25 protein-coding genes are annotated in these 22,838 nt (G+C 50.2%); 21 read left to right on the forward strand and 4 right to left on the reverse strand.

Features of this window, described 5'->3' with window-relative positions; translation table 11 throughout:
* Positions 1-167: 167 nt before the first annotated feature.
* A complete protein-coding gene (yjcZ, locus tag A7975_RS35330) occupies positions 168-452 on the reverse strand; it encodes a sporulation protein YjcZ (protein WP_082197944.1) in 285 nt (94 codons plus the stop codon).
* A 14-nt stretch (positions 453-466) separates the two neighbouring features.
* A complete protein-coding gene (locus A7975_RS35605; protein WP_483295887.1) occupies positions 467-598 on the reverse strand; it encodes a DUF6199 family natural product biosynthesis protein in 132 nt (43 codons plus the stop codon).
* A 296-nt stretch (positions 599-894) separates the two neighbouring features.
* Between A7975_RS35605 and A7975_RS02720 the strand changes: the two genes are divergently transcribed.
* From A7975_RS02720 to coaD, 3 genes are all read left to right on the forward strand, one after another.
* Positions 895-1,527, forward strand: a complete 633-nt coding sequence (locus A7975_RS02720; protein WP_065384057.1) for a RecX family transcriptional regulator — start codon at positions 895-897, stop codon at positions 1,525-1,527.
* 334 nt (positions 1,528-1,861) lie between these two features.
* The gene (gene rsmD, locus A7975_RS02730) at positions 1,862-2,455 is read left to right on the forward strand and encodes a 16S rRNA (guanine(966)-N(2))-methyltransferase RsmD (RefSeq protein ID WP_065384059.1); all 594 of its coding nucleotides are present in this window, start codon (positions 1,862-1,864) and stop codon (positions 2,453-2,455) included.
* Entirely contained in the window at positions 2,442-2,945 is a 504-nt protein-coding gene (coaD, locus tag A7975_RS02735) for a pantetheine-phosphate adenylyltransferase (RefSeq protein ID WP_053375676.1), read from the forward strand. The genes rsmD and coaD overlap by 14 nt, the downstream gene beginning before the upstream one ends.
* A gap of 40 nt (positions 2,946-2,985) precedes the next feature.
* On the opposite strand, the gene A7975_RS02740 is transcribed toward coaD, so the two are convergent.
* The gene (locus tag A7975_RS02740; protein ID WP_065384060.1) at positions 2,986-4,209 is read right to left on the reverse strand and encodes a nucleoside recognition domain-containing protein; all 1,224 of its coding nucleotides are present in this window, start codon (positions 4,207-4,209) and stop codon (positions 2,986-2,988) included.
* Positions 4,210-4,423: 214 nt separating this feature from the next.
* On the opposite strand from A7975_RS02740, the gene A7975_RS02745 reads away from it, so the two are divergent.
* Positions 4,424-5,479: a S16 family serine protease gene (locus tag A7975_RS02745; RefSeq protein ID WP_053375678.1), complete on the forward strand. Its 1,056-nt coding sequence runs from the start codon at positions 4,424-4,426 to the stop codon at positions 5,477-5,479.
* Positions 5,480-5,488: 9 nt separating this feature from the next.
* Here A7975_RS02745 and A7975_RS02750 read toward each other — a convergent pair whose 3' ends face one another.
* Positions 5,489-6,742: a nucleotidyltransferase gene (locus tag A7975_RS02750; protein ID WP_065384061.1), complete on the reverse strand. Its 1,254-nt coding sequence runs from the start codon at positions 6,740-6,742 to the stop codon at positions 5,489-5,491.
* Between the two features lie 162 nt (positions 6,743-6,904).
* Between A7975_RS02750 and A7975_RS02755 the strand changes: the two genes are divergently transcribed.
* The 17 genes from A7975_RS02755 (at position 6,905) to rimM (ending at position 22,835) form a co-directional block, all read left to right on the forward strand.
* Complete coding sequence (locus A7975_RS02755; RefSeq protein ID WP_053375680.1) at positions 6,905-7,426, forward strand: YceD family protein; 522 nt, start codon at positions 6,905-6,907, stop codon at positions 7,424-7,426.
* 38 nt (positions 7,427-7,464) lie between these two features.
* Complete coding sequence (gene rpmF, locus A7975_RS02760) at positions 7,465-7,638, forward strand: 50S ribosomal protein L32 (RefSeq protein WP_006036546.1); 174 nt, start codon at positions 7,465-7,467, stop codon at positions 7,636-7,638.
* 272 nt (positions 7,639-7,910) lie between these two features.
* On the forward strand, positions 7,911-8,507 hold the full coding sequence (fapR, locus tag A7975_RS02765) for a transcription factor FapR (protein WP_053375681.1): 597 nt from the start codon (positions 7,911-7,913) through the stop codon (positions 8,505-8,507).
* Entirely contained in the window at positions 8,491-9,480 is a 990-nt protein-coding gene (plsX, locus tag A7975_RS02770) for a phosphate acyltransferase PlsX (protein WP_065384062.1), read from the forward strand. Before fapR ends, plsX begins: the two co-directional genes overlap by 17 nt.
* Positions 9,481-9,489: 9 nt before the next feature.
* Complete coding sequence (locus A7975_RS02775; RefSeq protein ID WP_065384063.1) at positions 9,490-10,476, forward strand: beta-ketoacyl-ACP synthase III; 987 nt, start codon at positions 9,490-9,492, stop codon at positions 10,474-10,476.
* A 143-nt stretch (positions 10,477-10,619) separates the two neighbouring features.
* A complete protein-coding gene (gene fabD / locus A7975_RS02780) occupies positions 10,620-11,543 on the forward strand; it encodes an ACP S-malonyltransferase (protein WP_065384064.1) in 924 nt (307 codons plus the stop codon).
* A 29-nt stretch (positions 11,544-11,572) separates the two neighbouring features.
* Positions 11,573-12,322 (forward strand): 3-oxoacyl-[acyl-carrier-protein] reductase, encoded by a 750-nt coding sequence (fabG, locus tag A7975_RS02785; RefSeq protein ID WP_053375685.1) that lies wholly within the window; start codon positions 11,573-11,575, stop codon positions 12,320-12,322.
* Positions 12,323-12,413: 91 nt separating this feature from the next.
* Positions 12,414-12,647 carry an acyl carrier protein gene (locus tag A7975_RS02790; protein ID WP_053375686.1) on the forward strand — a complete coding sequence of 78 codons (234 nt, stop codon included), beginning with the start codon at positions 12,414-12,416 and terminating at the stop codon, positions 12,645-12,647.
* Positions 12,648-12,901: 254 nt separating this feature from the next.
* Positions 12,902-14,143 carry a beta-ketoacyl-ACP synthase II gene (fabF, locus tag A7975_RS02795; RefSeq protein WP_053375687.1) on the forward strand — a complete coding sequence of 414 codons (1,242 nt, stop codon included), beginning with the start codon at positions 12,902-12,904 and terminating at the stop codon, positions 14,141-14,143.
* Complete coding sequence (rnc, locus tag A7975_RS02800; RefSeq protein WP_053375688.1) at positions 14,133-14,837, forward strand: ribonuclease III; 705 nt, start codon at positions 14,133-14,135, stop codon at positions 14,835-14,837. The genes fabF and rnc overlap by 11 nt, the downstream gene beginning before the upstream one ends.
* Positions 14,838-15,028: 191 nt before the next feature.
* Positions 15,029-18,607, forward strand: coding sequence for a chromosome segregation protein SMC (smc, locus tag A7975_RS02810; RefSeq protein ID WP_065384066.1), 3,579 nt, complete (start codon positions 15,029-15,031; stop codon positions 18,605-18,607).
* A 41-nt stretch (positions 18,608-18,648) separates the two neighbouring features.
* On the forward strand, positions 18,649-19,656 hold the full coding sequence (ftsY, locus tag A7975_RS02815; RefSeq protein WP_065384067.1) for a signal recognition particle-docking protein FtsY: 1,008 nt from the start codon (positions 18,649-18,651) through the stop codon (positions 19,654-19,656).
* Between the two features lie 166 nt (positions 19,657-19,822).
* Positions 19,823-20,185: a YlxM family DNA-binding protein gene (gene ylxM / locus A7975_RS02820; protein WP_053375692.1), complete on the forward strand. Its 363-nt coding sequence runs from the start codon at positions 19,823-19,825 to the stop codon at positions 20,183-20,185.
* A 26-nt stretch (positions 20,186-20,211) separates the two neighbouring features.
* On the forward strand, positions 20,212-21,588 hold the full coding sequence (gene ffh, locus A7975_RS02825; RefSeq protein WP_053375693.1) for a signal recognition particle protein: 1,377 nt from the start codon (positions 20,212-20,214) through the stop codon (positions 21,586-21,588).
* A 33-nt stretch (positions 21,589-21,621) separates the two neighbouring features.
* Positions 21,622-21,894, forward strand: a complete 273-nt coding sequence (rpsP, locus tag A7975_RS02830; RefSeq protein ID WP_053375694.1) for a 30S ribosomal protein S16 — start codon at positions 21,622-21,624, stop codon at positions 21,892-21,894.
* 25 nt (positions 21,895-21,919) lie between these two features.
* A complete protein-coding gene (locus A7975_RS02835) occupies positions 21,920-22,150 on the forward strand; it encodes a KH domain-containing protein (protein WP_053375695.1) in 231 nt (76 codons plus the stop codon).
* A gap of 160 nt (positions 22,151-22,310) precedes the next feature.
* A complete protein-coding gene (gene rimM / locus A7975_RS02840) occupies positions 22,311-22,835 on the forward strand; it encodes a ribosome maturation factor RimM (protein WP_053375696.1) in 525 nt (174 codons plus the stop codon).
* Positions 22,836-22,838 lie beyond the last annotated feature (3 nt).

The raw sequence follows: 22,838 nt of genomic DNA on the forward strand, positions 1-22,838 counted from the left end.
ATCTTTTCTTTCGTCGTTTCTTTCGTCTCTGCGATCATTGTGTCCCAATACGCCGCAGCTGCAAACAACAATCACTAGTAGGATGAAAAGCACCAGAATCAAACCAATTTTATTGTGCATGATTTATATGACCTCCAAATAATTTAAATACGCTAGATGTTAATAATTTAGCCAAATACGCGGCAACTGCATGCGACAATAACTAACAATATGAACAGTACCAGAATAAAACCAAGACTGTTTTTAGAACCGCATTCACTTCCAGACATCAATAACACCTCCCTATCTTGACTACCATGTAGAATATGAGTTGATAGAGCTATGTGATTGTATGTTTGTTCCGATAGGATACTAGCCTTATATGGATAACTGACACCTAAGGCGGAATGAGAGAGCAGGGTGGAGCAAAAAAGAAGAGGTTGCCCTCTTCTTGTCATTGCGCTGTCATTCATTTGCGGGGAGAGAATTATAATAAGAAACGAAGGAAAACAAAGAAAAATACGATCAGTATAATGATACTGCTGATCCTACTCATTAGAATGTAAGCATCGCTAGGCTCGGAATTACCTTTTACCATCCAACCATATCTCATATGCATCCGAATTTAGAAAAGAAAATATTAAGTGCGGCAATCAAGACAAAAAGAATAGCAAATAGCACCATAATGAACATCTCCTTAGAACGGTATGCAGCGGTGCATGATCCGGCTTTGCATCGCTTATGGTTCGGGCTGAGCGCTTCGATACGAAGCAGAGGTAGATAAAATAGTAGAAAAATAAGCATATTAAATACATAAAGATGGCATGAATTACTGGTAAGATAAGAGATGAAATGATAAAAAATATAAATATTAGTTTTGCATCCATGTAAAACCTAATAATGTAGGAGACAATCATGCCCAAGATCACGAGTGTAGAAGCTCAAAAGCGGAACAAAGATCGTGTTAATGTATATGTAGATGATCAATTTCTTGTAGGTGTTTCTGCCTATGCAGTCGCTAAACATAAGCTCCAGGTGGATCAGGAAGTGGACCCTGCAAAATTGGAGTCGGTTTTGTTTGAAGACGAGCTCGAGAAGGCAAAAGGCTATATTACGAGCTACTTGATGAATAAAACGCAGCATATCCTTATTGAGAAATTGACCAAAAAGGGATATGAAGAAGGTGTTGTGCAGAAGGCACTAGAATGGGCCAGACATTATAAATTCGTGGATGATGAAGATTACGCGCGCAAGTTTGCAAAAGACGGCTCGAACCTAAAGAAAAATGGCAAACGAATGATTGCCCAAAAACTAAAACAAAAAGGCGTTGAACAAACGAGCATTGATATGGCACTCAGCGCAATATCAGAGTCGGATGAGCTAGAGTCAGCCGCGAAAGCGCTCAAAAGTAAAATCGAAACCTACAAAAGAAAAACAAAATCAGAACGAGAGTGGAAACAAAAATGCATTCAGTTTTTGATGGGCAGGGGTTATGGGTTTGACATCGCAAAAAAAACGATGGAAATGACTGCTTATGAGGAGGAGTGATTTTTTTGGGGATTGCTTTATTGAGAGATTGGACAAGTATATAGAATGTATAATAAAAAACTTATTATATTTAAGCTTTAAACAAAAAATCGGGCGCCCCTTTCGGAGCGCCCTTTTCATGGGAGAGGAGAAACCGGACGAAGAGCTTATGGGGAAACGTAAGTCTTCTCCGCGGTTGTCTACGACATCTTGCGACGCCGATGAGTTTATCATGTCCGGTTTGCTGGGGAAATATACATCATTTGTTAGTCCGTTTTTTTGATAGGCTCTGCTTTATTGTGAAAGGGGTTCTATGGTACGATAGGCTGGAATGAGATAGAAGGGGGCAATTGGAGTGAGAGTCATTGCGGGCGAGGCCAAGGGCCGCACGCTGAAGGCTGTGCCTGGCATGAATACGAGGCCGACAACGGATAAGGTAAAGGAAGCTATTTTCAGCATGATTGGACCTTACTTCGACGGAGGACTGGCGCTGGACCTTTTTGCAGGGACAGGCGGTTTGGGCATAGAGGCTTGGAGCAGAGGGATTGAGCGTACGGTGTTTGTTGATCGGGAAAATATAAGCATCGATGTTATTCGTCAAAATGTGCAAACGGCGAAGATGGGAAGCGCTGCTGAAATTTATAGGAATGATGCGGAGCGCGCATTGAAAGCGCTAGCGAAGCGGGGGCAGAAGTTCCGGCTTGTTTTTCTTGATCCGCCATACAAAATGATTACGATGGATAGCTTGATGGCACAGCTCGTAGAGAAACAAATGCTGGAGCCGGATGCGATTATAGTCGTCGAGCATGACGCCGCTCACCGGTATTCGGAGCAGATGGAGCATTTTGAGCAGCTGAAGCATGCGAAATACGGGGATACCGCCGTGTCCATTTATCAATATACCAACAAAGAGAGTCACGACGGGAGTGTAACAGATGTCAACGAATAAACAAGAGCGAGTAGCGGTGTACCCAGGTACCTTTGATCCTGTAACTTATGGTCATTTAGACATTATTCGCAGATCCGCCAAACAATTTGATCGGCTTATTGTAGCCGTTTTGAATAATTCAAGCAAAAATCCGCTGTTCAGCGTCGAAGAACGCAAAGCGCTGCTTGCGGAAGTTACGCGGGATATTCCGAATGTAGAGATAGACAGCTTCCGTGATCTGCTCGTCCGATTTATGAAATCACGCCAAGCTAACGTTATTATTAGAGGGATTCGTTCGGTAACCGATTTTGAATACGAGCTTCAGCTCGCTTCGACGAACCATCTGCTCGATGCCGAAATCGATACGATGTTTATGATGACTAATCCTAAGTACTCTTATTTGAGCTCCAGCATTGTAAAAGAAATCGCCCAATTCCACGGGGCTGTCCATGAACTGGTTCCGCCTGTCGTGGAGACGCAATTACGCGAGAAATACAAACCGAAGAGCTGAGCAGCTTTGTGAAAACAGCCATCATTTGATCCATTGTATATCATGTTTTGCCAGCTCGGCGATATGGCAGCAATATGGCGGAAACTAGCAAGCCGATTAGGGCGAGCAGGATGCAGGCTGGCAGTGAGAACTGCCATAAAAACGGAAGATCACCGGCTTTGACCGCAACGATAGCGGAGCTGTCTGGCATGATGGAGCCGTCAGCGAATGTTGGCACGGCGCCTGGGGCAAGCAAAGGACGCAGCAGCGTCGTGAGCGGCTTCCATAGCAGCAGCATAAACAGAAGGGCGTGCAAGGCGTGAGCAATTCTCCATGCGACAAACGGGAGCAGCTTGATGTCGGTGCCGGTAATGGAATAGCCCGCCTGCAAAATGCCGCACAGACCGCTCCATGCGAGAACCGCAGCGATAGCGGCGGCGTTGCCGAGCGTTCCCGCTCCCGGTGCATTCCATATAGCAGCGGAGTAGGCGCCTAAATGACCTTCAAAAAAGGCTTGGCTGATGAAGCTAAGCCCAGCTTTGTCCAGAAGCGGGGCAATCAGCGGCTCGGACAATTTAGCGAGCACAGCGGCGAAAATCATAAAGCCGCCGATCATCATAAGCTTCTGAACGCTTGCAGTGACGGAATCGCCCAGCGCTTTGCCGAAGCTGCGGCCGTCCTGCTCCCTGCCGATGCGAAGCGCTTCGGCTGCTCGCTGAAGCATGCCGCGTGGTTGCTCGTCATCGCTCGCAGTTGGAGCGGCAGCTTTAGCGGTCTGTTCTTTACGGCTTATAATTGTCATTAGAAGCATCACCCATAGCGCGGATAACCATACAACTACAGCTATGATGGCTCCAACAATGGGCTTATGCAGAAATCCTGCGCCAACGACGACGAGCATGAACAAGGGGTTGGGCATATGCGCCAGGGCTAGCATTCGCTGGCCCTGTTGCTTTGACACGACATTCTTTTTGCGCAAGGAAGCAACCGCCTCTGCACCTGCAGGGTAGCCGCCCATCCAGCCTAGAAAGATTGCGGGCGCGGCTTCTCCTGGCAGCTTAAGCCATTTGCTCATCATCGGCTGGAGCAGTGATCCCATCGCATTTGCAAGCCCGAAGGCGGTTATCAGCTCAAATAATACGAGAAACGGCAGCAAGCCGGGAAATACGATATTCCACCATACGGTGAGTCCTTGCAGCGAGGATTGAAAGGAAGCATCCGGCTGAACAATAATAGCTGCGACAAGCAATATGGACAGGAACGCTAATAGAACCGTTTTAGCCAATGCTACTCAACTCCTTTAAGACGCTGGGGCAAAGCGTGGTCGGACTTGGCAATAAGCTTGCTGCTGTCATGAAGAAATGGACAATCCTATACGTTAAATAGTACGCATGTGCAGCGCTTGATAGACCACATGGGTTGGCGTGTACAGCCATAGAGCGTTTTTTGGTATGTCTGGTATGCAAAATGGAAGTTTGAATGGAAGTGGGGAGTGGCGGGTGAAAAAGCAACGGTCGGATATGCGGAGAATAGCTATCATTGTGCTATCGACCGCAGCATTTATGTGGATATTATTGTATGCTCCTACACCTTATGTCGTATATGAACCAGGAATTGCTGTTCCGGTTAAGCCGATGGTTAAGATAGAAGCGGGGGATCGGCTGGGCAAAGGGGAGTTTTTGCTGACGGCGGTCAAGTTGACGGAGCCGAACTTTTTGCATGCCTTCTCGTCAATGCTGAACGCAAACATGGAGGTTCATCTCAAAAAAGACGTGCTTCGGGGCTATACGAAGGAACAGTATGCAGAACGTCTGAATGTCATCATGCAGGGGTCGCAAAATAACGCCATCGAGGCTGCTTATCGCTACGCCGGTTTGCCCTATGAGCGCAGAACGGATGGCCTAATCGTATCCGACGTTCTTATGGCGGAGCATGCCGATCCAAATGCCTTCCAAGCGGGAGACAAGCTTCTTGGCATGACAAGCAAACAGCCGTTAGGCAGTATAGATGAGATGCTGGAGACGCTGCAAGCGAGCAGCAAAGATAAGCCGATTCAGTTTGACATCGACCGCGGCGGCAAACGCCTTAGCGTAATCTTTCCTGCAAACGCATTTGAATCGGATAAGACAAATGAGCAATTTTTAAAGACGCTTGGCATTGTTGGCTTAACCGAGCTTCGCAGCTTGGTCCCGACCGATCTCGATAATCAACTGACTATAACGGCTGGAGAGATCGGGGGACCGTCTGCTGGACTCGTTTTTGCCCTTCAATCACTGGATCTGCTCACGAATGGTGATTTATCCGGCGGACATCGCATTGCGGCGACTGGGACGATTACCGTAGACGGGAAGGTCGGTGCGATCGGCGGCATCAAGCAAAAAATTATTATTGCAAGCAAAAAAGGCGCTCAGCTCTTTCTGGCGCCTGCCGATAATTTCGAGGATGCAAGCGCCAAAGCCAAATCACTAGGCACCTCGATGAAGGTCGTCAGCGTTAGCACGCTGGATGAAGCGATCGATCAAATAAAAACGTTCCATGCTGCAAGTGCCAATTAACTTATAAATTTAATTTTGTTCAATCGTAATCGGCTTGTCCGTAAAGTCTCGGAACAGCGGCTGCGGAGACGCTGCCCTAGAAACACCAAGCATGTAAACGCTGCTTGCCTGCGTATCCAGCTCTAGGTAGCGGAACGGTTTTGGCGGCCTAGCTGCGCTATTTAGTACGGGCAGCGATGCGGAGCTGCGCATGCGGCGCAATAAATGCTTGCCTTTTTCCGTAAAACCGAGCACTCTTATATATTCAACACCCGAAGCGAGCTTTTGTTGCGTAAGATCAGCTTTGCTGTGTCCGAGCAGAATGGCAAGAAGCGCGCGTTGAAGCTTCGTTCGCGTGTAGCGCTTCGTTTTCAATGCTTCCAAGATGTCTTCGAATTCTCGTGACTTGAGCTTCGGAAGGGCGTTCAGCAGTCGATGCTCCAGTCCCTCTGATAGTTCATGCATGTGTGCAAGCTCCGCTGGCGAACGGGTGACGACTGCATGCAGCAACGTGTCTGTAAAGGATGCCCAGCTAATCGGGCATCTGCCAGCCGACCATTCTTGCTGCAGGATGCGATAGGTTGACTCGGGAACATATGCGCGAGCTTCATCGAGCGAGCGCTGCTCAAGCAGCAGCTTGCGAATCGCGGTCGCACTTGCGATCTGGCTGTCGGTTGCCGTATCCTGATTATATTGGGCTTTTTCACGCGTGATGGTGAAAGGCTCCATTTTGCCGCCGAGTCGTTTTAAAGCGAGCAGGTAATGGAGCGCTAAAGTATGATTTGGCAGCGAGAAAGGGAACTTCGCTGCGGAAGCATAACCTTGGTCCGATAAATAAGCGGTTATTGCGCTGCTGTAAGCGCTTGGGTAGCTCATTCCCGTTTGAAGCTGCTGCTTTAAAAGCAATTTGAACGCCTGAGGCTCATGTGCGACGATCTCGGCAGCTTGCAGCAGCGGCTCAAGTTCGCCGTTCTCGGTGCCGAAGCAGAAGCTGTCGACGACGCCAGTCGCCTCCAGCAGGGATACTGCGCCGTAGGCGAACCATTCGGCAGCTTGCGTCGCGTATGCGACCGGCAGCTCGATAACGAGATCGCAGCCGCCCTCGAGCGCCATGCGCGTTCTTGCCCACTTATCGAGCAGGGCGGGCTCGCCGCGCTGGAGGAAATGGCCGCTCATGACGGCAACGACGGCGTCTGCCTGCGTTATTTTGCGCGATTGTTGCAAATGATACAAATGTCCGTTATGAAACGGGTTGTATTCGACGATAAGTCCGACTGTGCGCATTCGCTTGGGTCCTCTCTCTGTTAAATGTTGGTCGTTTCACTATAGCATAGTGAAGGCGCTCAATCACGGGCTGCTCAAAGACTTAAGGAAAAGCAGTGTGAAAATGTTGACAAAACGGTATTCTGATAGATATAATAATCTTTGTTTGTTTGGGGTGATCTGATGCAGTTTCATATTCAAGAAACAATGTCCAAAGGGTTGAAATTGACAGTTGACGAACAGTTGGATGTCAGTGACCTGTTTAAAGGACGCCAAGATGTTTATCGTACGGGACCGCTCCATGTATCGCTTCAGGTAACTGGGCATGAAGGATTCATTGAAGTTGATGGCAAGCTGGCCATTGATCTCGAGCTTCCTTGCTCACGTTGTCTCGAACCGGTGAAGGACCATACGGTTATTCGTTTCTCGGAAGTATTCAAGCGTCCTGCGGCTGACGAAGAACGCGATGAGGATATGGAAGAGGAAGAGAATGACTTCATTGAGGTGAATGGAGAAAGACTGGACTTGAGGCCTTATGTGGAAGAAGCGCTTCAGCTGTTCATGCCTTTTGCACCGCTTTGTAGCAATGACTGTAAAGGTCTCTGTCAGACTTGCGGACAGAACTTAAATGAGCACAAATGCAGCTGCTCCAACGAAAAGATTGACGTTCGTTTTGCGGCGCTAAAGGATCTATTTAAGGAATAAGCGTAATGCTGATTGAATTTTTGAAGGAGGTGTTAAATATGGCAGTACCTCAGCGTAGAACATCCAAGACTCGCCGTGATAAACGTCGTACGCATTTCAAACTTGCAGTACCGGGCATGGTGAAGTGTGAGCAATGCGGAGAGTTGAAATTGGCTCACCACGTATGCAAAGTTTGTGGATATTACAAAACAAAAGAGATCATTTCCCAATAGTGGATTGATGTCAGAAATAGCACTTCATCTCGCGATGAGGTGCTATTTTTTGCTGTAATAGAGCATTAAGTAAGCTGTTTAACAATGTTATAAACTGTAAATTTACATGCTGGATTGCGCTCGGGCGTATTTTTTTATATACTTAATTAGTACCAGGTGATAATATCAAGCAGCATACATATACTAATCGTACCGGTTTCATGCGAGGCTGAGGCGCGATTAGAATCGTTTATGTTACTATACGGTAAAAGGTGGTGCCGAACATCGAACGAATGCCCAAACGGCAGCGGCATCAGCAGCTTGCCCGACATATTGATGAAAATCCTTTTATAACCGATCGGGAGCTCACGCGACTGCTGAAAGTAAGCATCCAAACGATTCGGCTTGACCGAATGGAGCTAGGTATTCCGGAGCTTAGAGAAAGACTTAAGCTGATGGCTGAGCGTTCTTATGATTCGGTTCGATCGTTGCCATTGCATGAGGTGATCGGTGACATCGTCGATCTGGAATTGGACAAGAGCGGCATCTCGGTGTTCGAGATTCGCGAGGAGCATGTATTCTCCAGAACCGGAATCGCCAGGGGCCATCACGTGTTTGCACAAGCGAATTCACTGGCAGTTGCTATTATAGATGATGAAATTGCGCTAACCGTAACAGCGGACATTAGGTTCATTCGTCCCGTTAAGCTTGGGGAGAAATGTATTGCCAAAGCTTATGTTCGTTCCATCTCGGGCGAGCGGAGCAAGGCAAAGGTCGAGCTGTTCACGTATGTTGGCGATGAAATGGTGTTCCAAGGTAACTTTGTTATTTTTCGGTCCGCGGGAGACACAGATACTGAAGGAGGAGACGAACGTGCGGATCGCTATTGATGCTATGGGCGGGGATAACGCTCCAAGCTTAATTGTGCAAGGAGCGCTTGATGCGGCGGCGCAGTGGCCGGATACGGAGCTGCTGCTCGTCGGCGATACGTCTGTTATCGAACCGCTCATGAAGGGGCAGAAGCCTTCTAACATAACCATATGCCATGCGGATGAGGTTATCGGAGCCGATGATGAGCCGGTTAGAGCGGTGCGCCGCAAAAAAGGAGCGTCCATGGTCGTTGCCGGACAGCTCGTACGCGAGAAGCAAGCGGATGCGATGCTCTCTGCCGGCAACACGGGCGCTTTGATGGCGACGGGACTTCTCGTTGTCGGAAGAATGGATGGCATTGAACGGCCGGCGCTTGCGCCTATGATGCCAACGATGGATGATGTAGGGATTTTGACGCTTGATCTTGGAGCGAACATGGATGCAAAGCCGGAGCATTTGCTCCAATATGCGATCATGGGCAGCATCTACCGTGCCAAGGTTCATGGCTTGGATAAACCAAGAGTAGGCCTTCTGAACGTAGGTACGGAAGCGATGAAGGGAAACGAGATGACCAAAGCGGCTTACGCTTTGCTTCAGCAAGCGCCGATTCATTTTATTGGCAATGTCGAAGCTAGGGACGTTCTCAACCGTAATTGCGATGTGCTTGTTTGCGACGGCTTTGCCGGCAACATTATGCTAAAAGCGATGGAAGGCGCGGCGGGTACGATTTTCACATCGCTTAAGGATGCTTTCGGCAAATCGTTATTAACGAAGCTTGCAGCGGCTATCATGATGCCTAACCTTCGCTCGTTGAAAAAAAGAATGGACTATAAGGAACATGGCGGCGCTCCGCTGCTTGGCCTGAACGGTCTGGTCGTGAAGTGTCACGGCTCATCGGACGCGCTTGCCGTTAAGAATGCGGTAAGGCAGGCAAGAAGCGCGATCCAGGGCCAATTGATCGAAACCATTGCAGCAGAAATAAACGGGAAGTGAGTGTGCGAAATGAGTTTACATCCTGTAGGCATTATCGGAACAGGCAAATATGTTCCCGAACGCATTTTAACGAATAAAGAGCTAGAAACTATGGTAGAAACAAACGATGAGTGGATCGTTACACGCACGGGCATCAAAGAACGCCGTCTGGCGTCCGCTCAGGAAGCAACATCAGATCTTGCGCTGCATGCTTCGCTAAAAGCTATTGCTGCTGCTGGATTAACGCCGGAAGATATTGATCTTATTATCGTTGCTACGATTACGCCGGATATGTTTTTTCCATCGACTGCATGCTTGCTGCAAGATAAGCTGGGCGCTAAGAAAGCTGCTGCCTTTGATCTGTCGGCTGCTTGCTCGGGCTTTATTTATGGGCTCGCGACAGGCTCCAGCATGGTGGCTAACGGCATGTACAAGCATGTGCTTGTCGTAGGTGCCGAGACTTTATCCCGCATTACGGATTACACTGACCGCAACACATGCATTTTGTTTGGTGACGGTGCAGGCGCCGTTGTGCTTGGGCAAGTTGAAGAGGGCCGCGGCTTCCTCTCCTTCCAGCTTGGCGCTGACGGCAGCGGCGGGGAACTGCTTAAAGTCTCTGGAGGAGGCTCCCGCACTCCGGCATCGGAGGAGAGCATTCTGACGAAGCAGCACTTTATTCATATGGCCGGCAATGATGTTTTCAAATTTGCCGTTCGAATTATGGGAAGTGTAGCTGAGGAAGCCTTGCAGAAGGCAGGGCTTGAGAAGGACGATATCGATCTTCTGGTGCCGCATCAGGCGAACATCCGCATTATTCAGTCTGCTTTGAACCGGCTTAACCTGTCGGAGGATAAAGCGATGATTAACCTCGATAAGTACGGCAACATGTCATCGGCTTCCATTCCGGTTGCGCTTGCCGAAGCGGTGGAGCAAGGCCGTTTGAATGAAGGCGACAAGCTGGTGCTCGTTGGTTTTGGCGGCGGCTTGACTTGGGGCGCTTCGGTGCTTGTCTGGTAGTATATCTGCATTTGGAACTCATTTCTATAAAATAAGTACAGATAAGCTTTTCTCTTACGGCCGGCTTATATTTTAAAGCGCGATGCGGGCTTTGGCCGCTCTTAAGCGGAGCAAACCGTTAATGTGCGCAAGGGGGAACATACTTGAGTAAAACAGCATTTGTTTTTCCGGGACAAGGCGCCCAGGCAGTTGGAATGGGCAAAGATGTCTACGAGGCATTTGACCGCTCGCGTTCGATTTTTGCGCAAGCGGATGAAGCGCTAGGCTTCTCCCTAAGCAGCATTATATTTGAAGGGCCGGATGACGTGCTTAAGCAGACGGCTAACACTCAGCCTGCTTTGCTTACCGTCAGCGTTGCTCTACTCGAGGCGCTTGAGGGACGCGGCTTGAAGCCTGATTATGTTGCGGGCCACAGCCTAGGCGAATACAGTGCGCTTGTTGCTGCCGGCGTATTGTCCTTCGAGGACGCCGTTCGTACCGTTCGCGCTCGCGGACAGTTTATGGAGCAAGCCGTTCCGAGCGGCCTTGGCGCAATGGCGGCAGTGCTTGGCGCGGAGCGCGAGACGCTCGCAGCGCTATGCGCGGCTATTACTGCCGAAGGCTCGGCTGTTGAGCTTGCAAACGTGAACTGCCCAGGACAAATCGTAGTATCAGGCACGGCAGCAGGCGTACAAGCCGTTGTTGAACGCGGCAAGGAAGAAGCCGGCGCGAAGCGGGTCATTCCGCTCGAAGTCAGCGGTCCTTTCCATTCGTCTCTGATGAAGCCTGCGGCAGCTAATCTTCAAGAGACGCTCGCTGGTCTTGTGATGAAGGATGCGTCTGTTCCCGTTGTGGCAAACGTGACAGCAAATGTTGTTACGGCCGCTGATGAGATTCGTTCGCTTCTAGTCGAGCAGGTTTATTCACCTGTGCTCTGGGAGGATAGCGTACGCTATCTAATCGATCAGGGCGTGGATACATTTGTAGAAATCGGATCAGGAACGGTGCTTGCCGGCTTGATCAAAAAAATCGACAAAAACGTTCGTGTCATTTCGATAAACAGCATCTCCGCGCTTGAAGCGCTGTAGATATTGATCATGAGGGTGGAGGGATTAGAATGTTTGCAAGCTTGGAAGGGAAGAAAGCGCTCGTAACCGGGGCGTCGCGCGGAATCGGGAGATCGATAGCCATTGCACTTGCCGAGGCAGGCGCAGATGTTGCGATTAACTACTCCGGCAGCGAGGCTGCGGCAGCTGAAACGGCACAAGCCGTCGAAGCTCTTGGTAGACGCGCATTAGTCATCAAAGCTAATGTCGGCAAAGTGGACGAATTTGAAGCGATGGTGAAGGAAGTCATCGAGCAATTCGGAGCTGTGGACATTTTGGTGAATAATGCGGGTATTACTAGAGATAATTTAATCATGCGTATGAAGGAGGACGAGTTCGACCAAGTCATTGAAACGAACCTCAAGGGCGTTTTCAATGGCATTAAAGCGGTCACTCGTTCTATGATGAAGCAGCGTTCCGGCCGCATCATTAACATTTCTTCGGTCGTTGGTGTGCTCGGAAATCCAGGGCAGGCGAACTATGTTGCGGCGAAGGCTGGCGTCATTGGCCTAACTAAGGCTAGCGCCCGCGAGCTTGCGTCACGCGGCATTACCGTTAACTGTGTTGCTCCTGGATTTATTCAAACCGAAATGACGGATAAGCTTCCGGAAGAAATGCGCCAATCCTTATCCGGCCAAATCCCGCTTGCCCGTCTCGGTGATCCGAGCGACATCGCAAACGCGGTTCGTTTTCTTGCTTCGGATGCTTCAGCCTATATGACTGGACAGACGATTCACGTAGACGGCGGCATGTATATGTAACACCAAATAATTCCGTTGTTCGGAATTAAAACGGTTACGTATGGCATTTTATCTTTAATTCTCGTATAATACCATGGAGGAGGTGAACCGGATGTCCGAAGTAGTAGATCGCGTAAAACGTATCGTCATCGACCGTCTAGGCGTAGACGAAGCGGAAGTTACACTAGAAGCTTCATTTAAAGATGACCTCGGCGCTGACTCTCTTGATGTCGTTGAATTGGTCATGGAGCTAGAAGACGAGTTTGATATGGAAATTTCTGATGAAGATGCTGAGACAATCACCACTGTGGGAGAAGTAGTTAAATACATACAATCTCATACGTAAGTTGGACAAGTCCCGTTTATTAACAAACGGGACTTCTCTCCATCTAGGTGATTTTCAATCATTACGATTGTGTACGACTATCGACTTTATACCTCCTTATATTTCGAGTGTAAAGGCTCACCCCGTTTACGAACGGCATAGCTTGGATTTACCGAGAAATATAAGCAGGGTATACGCATCACAGTAACATCGATTAGATTGGACAAGATGATGCAGCATGCACATCTATTTTGCTGGACATAGAGGTGAATCGAATGAAACAAAGAGTTGTAGTTACGGGTATGGGGGTTATTACCTCGCTCGGTTCCGATTTGGAGCAATTCTGGGGTAACCTGTTAGAAGGAAAATCTGGGGTATCGGTTGTTGAGGCTTTCGATTTCTCCGAATACCCGACACGTATTGCCGCAGAAATCAAAAATTTTAATCCCGAAGATTATGGTTTAGATAAAAAAGAAGCTCGCAGAATGGACCGTTTCGTGCAGTTTGCAGCTGTAGCAAGCCAACTAGCGGTTAAAGATGCGGATTTGCAAATAGGTCAAAATGCGGACGCTGAACGCGTTGGCGTTATGGTCGGTTCCGGTATCGGCGGACTTGGCACATGGGAAGACCAGCATAACATTTTGCTGGAAAAAGGCCCTAAGCGCGTTAGCCCATTCTTTATTCCGATGATGATCGCAAACATGGCGTCTGGCCAGGTATCGATGCTCACTGGCGCAAAAGGTCCGAACAGCACGGCTGTAACAGCATGTGCAACGGGAACGCATTCGATCGGCGATTCATTCAAGCTGATTCAGCGCGGCGATGCCGACGTGATGATCGCAGGCGGAGCGGAAGCAACGATCAGACCTACGGGCATGGCAGGCTTTTGTTCGATGCGCGCGATGTCCGTTCGCAATGAGGAGCCTGAAAAGGCAAGCCGTCCGTTCGATACGGACCGCGATGGTTTCGTAATGGGTGAGGGCGCCGGCGTACTGGTGCTGGAATCGCTAGAGCATGCGCAAGCACGCGGAGCAAAAATTTACGCGGAAGTCATTGGCTACGGCATGAGCGGAGACGCTCATCATATGACTGAGCCTGATCCAGATGGTGCTGCTCGCTGTATGGTAAAAGCTTTGAAGGATGCTGGAATTGAGCCTTCAGAGATCGATTACATCAATGCGCATGGCACATCGACTCCGGTTGGTGATCGTTCGGAAACGAAGGCGATCAAGAAAGCGCTCGGAGATCATGCTTACAAAGTCGCAGTAAGCTCAACAAAATCGATGACAGGTCACTTGCTTGGTGCGGCTGGCGGCGTTGAAGCCGTTATTCTTGGCCTAACGCTTAAAAACGGCATCATTGCTCCGACTATTAATTTGGACAATCAAGATCCAGAGTGCGACCTTGATTACGTTCCGAATAAACCGCGCGAAGCGAATGTGAAGACAGCTTTGTCTAACTCATTTGGCTTTGGCGGCCACAATGCATCGATCGTGATGAAAGTTTATGAAGCGTGATTCCTTCTATGAGCTGCAGCAGCGGCTGCAGCTCAGCTTTAAGCGGACGAAGCTGCTCAGACAGGCCTTTACCCATACCTCTTATGTGAATGAACACAAGCGCGGTTCTGCTCAGGATAATGAGCGATTAGAGTTTCTCGGAGATGCTGTCCTGCAGCTCCTTGTGTCGGAATATTTGTTCGCAACTTATCCGCAGCGTCCGGAAGGTGAGCTCACGAGAATGCGTGCATCGATCGTGTGCGAGCCTTCCTTGGCCCAATTCGCGGAACGTTTAGAGCTTGGCTCTCACGTGCTGCTAGGGCGCGGTGAAGAGCAGCTCGGCGGCAGGCAGCGTCAAGCGCTGCTTGCTGACTTGTTTGAGTCATTTGTTGGTGCGATCTTCCTTGATGCAGGCATTGAGCAGACGAGGGCATTTTTGAATGAGCACATGTTCCCATTCGTTGAGTCTAACGATTACGGCCTGCTAGTGAAGGATTCCAAGTCGAAGCTTCAGGAGCGCTCGCAGCATCATGGGCTTGGCGCCGTTGAATATCGCATCATTGAGGAACGTGGACCTGCGCATGACCGTGAATTTGTCGTTGAGGTATATCTCGGGGAAGAACGTTTTGGCGTTGGAAGCGGGAGAACGAAGAAGGAAGCGGAGCAGCGCGCAGCGGCTGAAGCATGGCGTACGCTATCGCAGGAGCAAGTCTAATCAGCGAAGAGAGTGTCCAAAGCAGGCCATACGGCCCTCTGGACGCTCTCTCTTTTTTTGCAGAAAGAAGAATGAACAAGTGTGGCGCGAGCAAGGCGAAAGCAGACGCGCAGTGGTTGTTTTTAGCCGCCATAATGGTTATCAAGGCCCATAAGATGTGGTACAATGAGGGGTGAGGTGAAAACCAAGACATGTTTCTGAAACGGATTGAATTATCAGGCTTTAAGTCTTTCGCAGATCGGACGGAAATGGAGTTTGTAACCGGGATCACTGCGGTGGTTGGGCCAAACGGCAGCGGTAAAAGCAACATTTCGGACGGCATACGCTGGGTGTTGGGCGAACAAAGCGCGAAGAGTCTGCGCGGCGGCAAGATGGAGGATATTATTTTTGCCGGAAGCGACGCTCGTAAAGCTGTTAACTACAGCGAGGTTTCGCTGACCCTAGACAATGCCGACGGTGCGCTTCCCCTTGAGTACAACGAGGTGACCGTGACGCGCCGTGTGCACCGAAGCGGCGACAGCGAATATTTAATTAACAAGCAGCCATGCAGGCTAAAAGATATTACCGAGCTGTTCATGGATACCGGTATCGGTAAAGAGGCTTATTCCATCATTGGACAAGGCCGAATTGAAGAGATTTTAAGTACGCGCTCCGAGGATCGGCGCGGTATTTTTGAGGAAGCCTCCGGCATTGTCAAGTACAAGTCGCGTAAGCGCGAGGCACAGAGGAAGCTCGACGAAACCGAGACGAATTTGCTGCGCATCCACGATCTTGTCACGGAGCTTGAGGATCAGGTTGGCCCGCTGCGCAAGCAGTCCGAGAAAGCTATCCATTTCAAGGCGCTTAAGGAGCAGCTCAAAACGAAAGAAATCTCGATGTACGTACATAACATTGAACAAATCCACGGCACATGGACGGAAGCAAACGGCAAGCTTGAGCGGTTGACGCAGGAGCAGCTTCAGCTTTCCACCGTTGTCAGCAAGCATGATGCGCATTTGGAGAAGGATCGCCAGCAGCTGCGGGAACTTGAGCAGGCGCTCGATCAGCTTCATGAAGCGATGCTGCAAATTAGCGAGGATTTTGAGAAATGCGAAGGCTACGGCGAGGTTTTGAAAGAACGCAAACGCAATTTGGAGCAAAATAAGCGGCAATTGGAGGAATCCATTGCATCGCAGGATGCCAGAATTGGCACGATGACGCAGGAGGAAGCGGAATTCCGCAGCCGTGCAGCAGCGCTTCAATTGCAGCTTGCCGATCTTCGCTCGAAAATATCCGAAGAGGAAGCTCGTTTGCTTGGCGTTGCAGGCGGCGCGGTTGCTGATGCTGAGGAGACGCTTAAGAGCGAACTGCTCGAGGTGCTCAGCGCTATGGCTCAGCATCGCAATGAAATCAGATATGCGGCGCAGCAACAGGATACATTGCAGCGGCGTATGGAGCGGATTAGCGAGGACGAGACCAAGTGGCTGGAGCAGCAAGAGAAGTTGGATGCGAGGCGTTCGGAGCTAGCGGAGGCGCTTGAGTCTACGCTTGCGCGGCTTGAGCAGGCAAGAAGCAAGACGCTTACCGAATCCGAGCAAACGAGAGCGATTTCGCAAAGCTTGGAAGAAGTAACGCTAGCGATTCGCAAGTGGGAGCAAAAGCTCGACAGCCATGTATCGAGGCGCGACACGATGAAGGAAATGCAGGATGCGCTCGACGGCTTTATGCAAGGGGTTAAAGAAGTGCTCAAAGCTTCAAGGCGCGGCAACGGCGGAATCAGCGGTGTCCATGGCGCGGTGGCAGAGCTTGTCCGTGTTCCGGAACGGATCGAAACCGCAGTTGAGACAGCGCTTGGCGGTGCCTTGCAGCATATTGTCATGGAGGACGAGAAAACAGCTCGTACCGCGATTGCTTTCTTGAAGCAGCGCCAGCTTGGACGGGCAACCTTCCTTCCGCTTGACGTCATTCGCGGCAGGCAAGTGCCCGAACATGACAAACGGACTGCGGAATCCGTAGAGGGCTTTGTTGGGGTAGCGGCAGATTTGGTCAGCTCGGATTCTCGTTACGCCGCAATCGTCAACAATTTGCTCGGCAACGTCCTGCTTGCCGAAACGCTTGAGCAAGCGAACCGGATCGCCTCAAAATGCCAATACCGCTATCGCGTCGTGACGCTTGAAGGCGATATCGTCAACGCGGGCGGCTCGATGACGGGCGGCAGCTTGCAGAAGAAGGGCGCAAGCTTGCTTGGACGTCAACGCCAGATCGACGGGCTTGATCAAGAGATTGCCGATGCACGCCGGATGGTTGAGCAGCTGCGCAGCAAGCTTAGCGATTTGCGCAAGGAGCATTCGATAAGAACTCATAATATCGAGGAGCTTCGTGCGGAAGGCGAGAAAAGCCGCATTGAAGAGCAGCAAATTAGGGCTGAGCTTCAGCAGCTTCATAATGAAGCCAAACATCTGGATGAGCAGCGGCAGCTGTATTCGGCAGACCGCAATACGCATTTATCCGAGCAAAAGGATGTGCAGGCAGCTGCAGCAGCGGCTGAGCTTCGTTTGGAGCAGCTTGTTCTCGATGAAGTAAGGCTGCAGGAAGCAATCCGCATGGCGGAGGAGCGCCGCAAAGCGAGCGAATCCGCTAAGGAAGAGCTGCAAGGCCAGCTTACCGATATTAAAATCGCAGCAGCCAAGACGGATCAGGAGAAGCTTTCGTTCGAGGATCAATCGGCGCGCGTGCGGGCTGACATTCAGCGGGCGAAGCAGGAGCTGGAAGGGCTGCGCTCGTTATCTGTTCAGCAAGAGGAAGAGATAGAAAGACATGCGAACGAGACGGTTCAGCAGATCGAGCAGCTCAATCACCTCCGAATAAAGAAGCAAGAATGCGCAGAACAGACGGATCTGAAGCGATCCGCGCGTGCACAGCGTATTGCCGAGCTTGATTTGGGCGAGAGTGAGACGAAGGAGCAGCGCGCGCAGCTCAGGCAGGTTGAGGAGCAAATGCGGCAAACCGAAATCGCCGCTAACCGGCTCGACGTTGAGCTCGATAACTTGCTTCGCAAGCTTAGCGAGGAATATGAGCTTAGCTACGAGCTGGCTAAGGAGCAGTATCCAGTGCCGGAGGATGTTCTTGGGACACAGAACGAGGTACGGGACATCAAACGCCAAATTACGTCGCTCGGCGAGGTTAACCTTGGCGCGATTGAGGAATATGAGCGGGTAAGCGAACGGTTTCAGTTTTTATCGGAGCAGAAGGATGATCTTATAGACGCGAAGACAACGCTGTATCAGGTTATCCGTGAGATGGATGAGGAGATGTCGAAGCGGTTTAAAACGACTTTTGAAGCGATTCGCGGCCATTTTGTCGTCGTATTCGCGAAGTTGTTCGGAGGAGGCAGGGCAGATCTAGTGCTCGTTGAGCCGGATCGCGTGCTTGATACCGGCATCGACATCGTTGCGCAGCCGCCGGGCAAGAAGCTGCAAAACCTGCAGCTTCTCTCGGGCGGTGAGCGCGCACTGACGGCAATAGCATTGCTGTTTGCCATTTTGCAGGTGAAGCCGGTTCCGTTCTGCGTGCTTGACGAAGTTGAAGCCGCGCTCGATGAGGCAAACGTATCCAGGTTCGCGCAATATTTGCGCGAGTTTTCGGAGCTGACGCAATTCATAGTCGTTACGCATCGCAAAGGTACGATGGAAGAGGCGGATGTGCTGTACGGCGTTACGATGGAGGAAGGCGGGGTATCGAAGCTGGTATCCGTACGCTTAGAGGATGAGGAAGAGCCGGTATCCGCATAAATAAAGACAAACCGGCAATGTGAGGATGGGGAGTTGAACCGATGAGTTTTTTTAAGAAGCTGAAGGAAAGTATCGCAACGAAGACCGAAGCGGTAACGAATATTTTTAAAGAGGGCTTGTCGAAGACGCGCACTGCGTTCGTTGAGAAGGTCGAGGAGCTCATTACGCGCCGCAAGAAGATCGACGAGCTGTTTTATGAGGAGCTTGAAGAAATTCTAATCGGCGCGGATGTCGGCGTTAATACCGTCATGCAGCTGATTGACGAGCTTCGCGTCGAGGTGAAGAAGCGCAAGATCGAGGACGCTGCCGATTTGCAGCCTATTTTGTCCGAGAAGCTGATTCAGCTAATGAAGGGTGACGATCAATCCGGCTTGCGCATGGCGCCAAGCGGAATCACCGTTATTTTGTTCGTAGGCGTTAACGGCGTCGGCAAAACGACAACGATCGGAAAGCTGGCGCATAAGTTCAAGAGCGAGGGCAAAAGCGTACTGATGGCAGCAGGCGATACGTTCCGTGCAGGAGCGATCGAGCAGCTTGAGGTATGGGGCCAGCGCGTTGGCGTTGACGTGATCAAGCAGCAATCGGGATCAGACCCGGCAGCCGTAATGTTCGATGCGGTGCAAGCTGCCAAGCAGCGCGGCGTAGATGTGCTCTTATGCGACACGGCAGGCAGGCTGCAAAATAAAACGAATTTGATGGAAGAGCTGAACAAAATTTTCCGCGTCATTCAGCGCGAGTTGCCGGATGCTCCGCATGAGGTGTTGCTCGTTCTTGACGCAACGACTGGTCAAAACGCGCTCAGCCAAGCGAAGCTGTTCGGCGAGAAGAGCGGCGTTACCGGCCTAGTGCTGACGAAGCTTGACGGGACGGCAAAAGGGGGCATCGTCATCGCGATCCGTAATGAGCTCAGCTTACCAGTGAAGCTTGTTGGACTGGGCGAGAAGATGGGCGACCTGCAGCAATTTGATTCGGAGCAGTTCATTCATGCGTTGTTCGCTGGATTAATTCAGCGCGAGGAATTGCAGGACGAGGAAAAAACAGCTGAATAAGCTGGTTTTAAGTCATGTGGAGCGGTTGTTAATGCGGCTTTTAAAGGTGACAAGGGGAAATGCTTGACAGCTGCCTATGACGTCATGTATGATAAAAGACGTTGTCAGGTGTAAAGGTATTTACCTTGTCGGTGACACAAGCTTAATAACAGGAGGGGCTGACGGGATGAAAGCAAATGAACCAGATGCCTTATCCAAAACGACCCGTATAAACTTGTTGTTCGACTTTTACGAGCCGCTCTTGACAGAGAAGCAGCGGACGTTTCTCAAATATTATTTTCACGACGACTTCTCACTTGGAGAAATCTCAGCCGAATTCGGCATAAGCAGACAAGCGGTATACGAGCATATCAAGCGTGCCGAACAGGTGCTTGAGAGCTATGAGAGCAAGCTCGGCTTGCTTGTCCGGCATGAATCGCTTCTACAATTAACCGTGCAGCTCGTGAACAGCGTGAATGAGCTTTCGATTGCCGAGCAGGACAGGCAGGCGCTCATGAGCATGATTGCACAATTTCAAATAACCGATTAAAACATAATGAGTGGAGGTGACGGTACATGGCAGCATTTGAGAGCTTATCAAGTCGGCTTCAAAATGTGTTCAGCAAGCTGAGGGGCAAAGGTAAGGTTTCCGAGGAAGATGTTAGCGAAGCAATGCGTGAGGTGCGATTGGCGCTTCTCGAGGCGGACGTTAACTTCAAGGTCGTGAAGGACTTTATCGCGAAGGTGAAGGAACGGGCTATCGGCCTCGATGTGTCAAAGAGCTTTACACCCGGCATGGTCGTCATCGATATCGTAAATAAAGAGCTGACCGAGCTGATGGGCGGCACGCAAAGCAAGCTTGCGAAGGCGAACAAGCCTCCAACCGTCATTATGATGGCGGGCTTGCAGGGTGCCGGTAAGACAACGACGACGGGCAAGCTGGCTAAGCTCCTACAGAAGAGCAATAATAAGCCGCTTCTTATCGCGTGTGATATCTATCGTCCCGCGGCAATCAAGCAGCTTCAAGTGCTCGGCGATCAAATCAATGCGCCGGTTTTCTCCTTGGGTGATCAAACCTCGCCTGTAGAAATTGCGCGTGCCGGACTCCAGCATGCCAAAGAGAACGGCAATGATTATGTCATCATCGATACCGCCGGCCGCTTGCATATCGACGAAGAGCTGATGGAAGAGCTGAAGCAAATCCATCAGGTTACGAAGCCGGATGAAGTGCTGCTCGTTGTTGATGCGATGACAGGGCAAGATGCAGTTAACGTTGCACAAAGCTTTCATGAACAGCTCGCTTTAACGGGTGTTGTGCTGACGAAGCTCGATGGCGATACCCGCGGTGGCGCGGCGCTTTCGGTTAAAGCCGTAACAGGCTGCCCGATTAAATTCGCGGCGATGGGTGAGAAGATCGACTCCTTGGAGCCGTTCCACCCGGAGCGTATGGCTTCCCGGATTCTCGGAATGGGCGATATGCTCTCCTTGATCGAGAAGGCGCAGTCGAACATCGATGCGGAGAAAGCGAAGGAAATGGAACGTAAAATGCGTACAGCAGAATTTACGTTCGACGATTTCCTGGAGCAGATGGAGCAGGTTCGCAACCTTGGGCCGCTCGATCAAATTATGGATATGCTGCCCGGCATGAACAAGATGAAGGGCATGAAGGATATGAAGGTCGATGAGAAACAAATCGGCCGAGTCGAGGCGATTGTCCGCTCCATGACGAAAGAGGAGAAGCAAAAGCCGGAGCTGCTTAATCACAGCCGTCGCAAACGTGTAGCTGCAGGCAGCGGCACGACGATCGTCGAGGTTAACCGCCTCATTAAGCAGTTTGACGACATGAAAAAAATGATGAAGCAATTCTCATCGATGATGGGGCCGAAAGGTCCGAAGGGCGGCAAGAAAGGCCTAAAGGGCATGCTCGGCAAAAATATGAAGTTCCCGTTTTAATCGCTGTTTACTCTTTGAAGGAGGTGAATTTTCATGGCAGTACGTATTCGTTTGAAAAGAATTGGTGCTCATAAAGCTCCTTTCTACCGCGTAGTAGTATCGGATTCCCGTTCGCCGCGTGACGGACGTTTTATCGAAGAGATCGGCACTTATAACCCGGTTGCACAACCGGCTCAAGTAAAGATCGATGAAGAAAAAGCGTTGAAATGGCTGCAAACAGGAGCGCAAGCTTCTGATACAGTTCGTGACTTGCTTTCCAAAGCAGGTGTTCTTAAAAAGTTCCATGAGCTTAAGCAACAGAAATAACTGTTGAATAGCGGAGGGCCTTGAGATGAAAGAATTGATTCTTGTCATAGCGAAGGCATTGGTTGATCATCCTGATCAGGTGCAAATCAATGTGAAGGATGATGACCGTGGCACGATATACGAGCTTTCGGTTCACCCCGAGGATATCGGTAAAATCATCGGTAAACAGGGACGCATTGCGAAAGCGATGCGTACGGTAGTGACTTCTGCTTCCGTCAAATCGCAAAAGCGCGTCATCGTCGACATTATGTCATGATGCACGTAATGGAGGGAAGGTTAGGATGTATGTCCTAGCCTTTTTTTAATATGCAGCTATTTTAAACACTGCGCATATCCAAACGGCTTCGTCTCCAACGTGGAACGATGCCGTTTTTGCATGTATAATAGAGGGATACACATATGAAGGGCTGGTTGTAATGAGCGAAAAATGGTTTACGGTCGGAAAGGTAGTTAATACGCACGGTATTCGCGGAGAGCTGAAAATATTGTCGCAAACGGATTTTGCGGATGTTCGCTTCGCACCCGGGAGCAAGCTGCTCATGCTGAACGAGGAAAGCGGAGCATCGCTTGAAGTGAAGGTCATTAGCGCACGGGAGAACAAAACCGTATACATACTGAAGCTTGAGGGCTTCACTGATATTAATCAGGTAGAGAAATATAAGGGCTGGGTGCTTAAGGTGTCCGAAGCCAATCTGGTTGATTTGGACGACGGCGAATATTATTATCATGAAATTATAGGCTGCCGCGTCGTGACGGAAGAAGGCGAGGAGCTTGGCACCATATCGGAAATACTAAGCCCTGGCGCAAATGACGTATGGGTCGTTGATCGTCCGAAGGGCTCCGGCAAGCAGCTGCTATTGCCTGTCATCGATGATGTTTTGATCAGCGTGAATACGAAAGAGAAAGTCGTAACGGTCCGGTTGATGGAAGGATTGATTTAAACC

This window comes from Bacillus sp. FJAT-26390 (assembly GCF_001682865.1).
Taxonomy (GTDB): domain Bacteria; phylum Bacillota; class Bacilli; order Paenibacillales; family Paenibacillaceae; genus Pristimantibacillus.

Excerpts from the sequence above, each read along its gene's own strand:
- A7975_RS02755 (WP_053375680.1), top strand. The coding sequence starts at position 6,905 with ATGCAGTTTCATATTCAAGAAACAATGTCCAAAGGGTTGAAATTGACA.
- fabF (WP_053375687.1), top strand. The coding sequence starts at position 12,902 with ATGAAACAAAGAGTTGTAGTTACGGGTATGGGGGTTATTACCTCGCTC.
- rpmF (WP_006036546.1), top strand. The coding sequence starts at position 7,465 with ATGGCAGTACCTCAGCGTAGAACATCCAAGACTCGCCGTGATAAACGT.
- fabG (WP_053375685.1), top strand. The coding sequence starts at position 11,573 with ATGTTTGCAAGCTTGGAAGGGAAGAAAGCGCTCGTAACCGGGGCGTCG.
- A7975_RS02790 (WP_053375686.1), top strand. The coding sequence starts at position 12,414 with ATGTCCGAAGTAGTAGATCGCGTAAAACGTATCGTCATCGACCGTCTA.
- A7975_RS02775 (WP_065384063.1), top strand. The coding sequence starts at position 9,490 with ATGAGTTTACATCCTGTAGGCATTATCGGAACAGGCAAATATGTTCCC.
- smc (WP_065384066.1), top strand. The coding sequence starts at position 15,029 with ATGTTTCTGAAACGGATTGAATTATCAGGCTTTAAGTCTTTCGCAGAT.
- A7975_RS02750 (WP_065384061.1), bottom strand. The coding sequence starts at position 6,742 with ATGCGCACAGTCGGACTTATCGTCGAATACAACCCGTTTCATAACGGA.
- A7975_RS35605 (WP_483295887.1), bottom strand. The coding sequence starts at position 598 with ATGCATATGAGATATGGTTGGATGGTAAAAGGTAATTCCGAGCCTAGC.
- ylxM (WP_053375692.1), top strand. The coding sequence starts at position 19,823 with ATGAAAGCAAATGAACCAGATGCCTTATCCAAAACGACCCGTATAAAC.
- ffh (WP_053375693.1), top strand. The coding sequence starts at position 20,212 with ATGGCAGCATTTGAGAGCTTATCAAGTCGGCTTCAAAATGTGTTCAGC.
- rimM (WP_053375696.1), top strand. The coding sequence starts at position 22,311 with ATGAGCGAAAAATGGTTTACGGTCGGAAAGGTAGTTAATACGCACGGT.
- coaD (WP_053375676.1), top strand. The coding sequence starts at position 2,442 with ATGTCAACGAATAAACAAGAGCGAGTAGCGGTGTACCCAGGTACCTTT.
- A7975_RS02835 (WP_053375695.1), top strand. The coding sequence starts at position 21,920 with ATGAAAGAATTGATTCTTGTCATAGCGAAGGCATTGGTTGATCATCCT.
- A7975_RS02720 (WP_065384057.1), top strand. The coding sequence starts at position 895 with ATGCCCAAGATCACGAGTGTAGAAGCTCAAAAGCGGAACAAAGATCGT.
- yjcZ (WP_082197944.1), bottom strand. The coding sequence starts at position 452 with ATGAATGACAGCGCAATGACAAGAAGAGGGCAACCTCTTCTTTTTTGC.
- fapR (WP_053375681.1), top strand. The coding sequence starts at position 7,911 with ATGCCCAAACGGCAGCGGCATCAGCAGCTTGCCCGACATATTGATGAA.
- rnc (WP_053375688.1), top strand. The coding sequence starts at position 14,133 with ATGAAGCGTGATTCCTTCTATGAGCTGCAGCAGCGGCTGCAGCTCAGC.
- ftsY (WP_065384067.1), top strand. The coding sequence starts at position 18,649 with ATGAGTTTTTTTAAGAAGCTGAAGGAAAGTATCGCAACGAAGACCGAA.
- rpsP (WP_053375694.1), top strand. The coding sequence starts at position 21,622 with ATGGCAGTACGTATTCGTTTGAAAAGAATTGGTGCTCATAAAGCTCCT.